The organism is Lysobacter enzymogenes, assembly GCF_017168095.1.
GTDB classification, from domain to species: domain Bacteria; phylum Pseudomonadota; class Gammaproteobacteria; order Xanthomonadales; family Xanthomonadaceae; genus Lysobacter; species Lysobacter enzymogenes_D.
In genome coordinates this window covers 1-887 of sequence record NZ_LXSD01000432.1, presented here as the reverse complement: position 1 = coordinate 887, position 887 = coordinate 1, and the positions used below count along the sequence as shown (strand labels likewise).

General features: G+C 74.1%; 2 protein-coding genes. Both read right to left on the bottom strand.

All coding sequences use genetic code 11. The features are described from left to right. On the bottom strand, positions 1-276 hold a 276-nt coding region (locus A7A76_RS18635; protein ID WP_206412608.1), incomplete at its 3' end, for a DUF3348 family protein. Positions 277-557: 281 nt separating this feature from the next. Continuing rightward, complete coding sequence (locus A7A76_RS18630) at positions 558-782, bottom strand: hypothetical protein (RefSeq protein ID WP_206412609.1); 225 nt, start codon at positions 780-782, stop codon at positions 558-560. Positions 783-887: the final 105 nt, after the last annotated feature.

Here is an 887-nt window from a genome sequence, read left to right as displayed (position 1 = left end):
GAAGGCGCGGTCGCCGGCGATGGCCGCGGCCAGCGCCTGGCGCACGCGCGCGCATTCGCGCTCCTCCGCGTCCACCGGCGTGGGCGCGCCGAAGCCGGGCACGGGCGCGGCGCCGTCCAGGACCGAAGACAGGGCCAGGGACTGCGTCCATTCGATCCATTGGCTGAGCCGGTCCGACAGCGGCGGCGCGCTGGGCGCAACGTCCGCGTCGGCGAACCGGGCGAGCAGGCGGATCAGGGCGGGACCACGGACCGCCGCCCGTCGGGGAGATTCCACTATCAACAAACTGGTCTGGCTAAAAGTTCGTCATTTTACACGCCGTGCGCGTCCGCCCGGGGTCGGCCCCGGCGCGGCGGTTGGGCCGGCGGTCAGCGCGGCTGAATTGAGTTAATCGCCGCGCATGCATTGACTCGAACCGGCCGATGTGCTGGCCGCACCACGATTTTCGGCCGCAGCGGCGCCCGCGCGGGGGCGCGCGTCGCCGCTGCGGCTCGGCCGCTGCACATAAGGCTCCGCTCTTCAGGGGCGGCTGGTTGCACGGGGTTGCGCGGCGCGGCTCACGGCGCGCAGTGCGCCCGCGCCGGGCGCCAGCCGAGCGCGCGCGCCGGCAAATACAGCAGGGACTGCAGGAACGCGAACACCGCGCTCAGGGTGATCCCGACCAATCGCAGCGGCAGCGCCAGCAGCCACACCAGCGGCCACAGCACCAGCGCGAGCAAGGCCAGCGGCCAGCACAGCACGAACAGCAGGCACCAGGCGAGCAGGGCGAGCAGCGTTTTCACTTCGGGTTCCTCGGCGGGGACGGCGGCGCCGCGGGGCGGGCGCAGGTTCACCCTGCGGCGCCCGCGCCGGCGCCGCAAGCGCGCGGCGACGAAACCGCCCGCGCG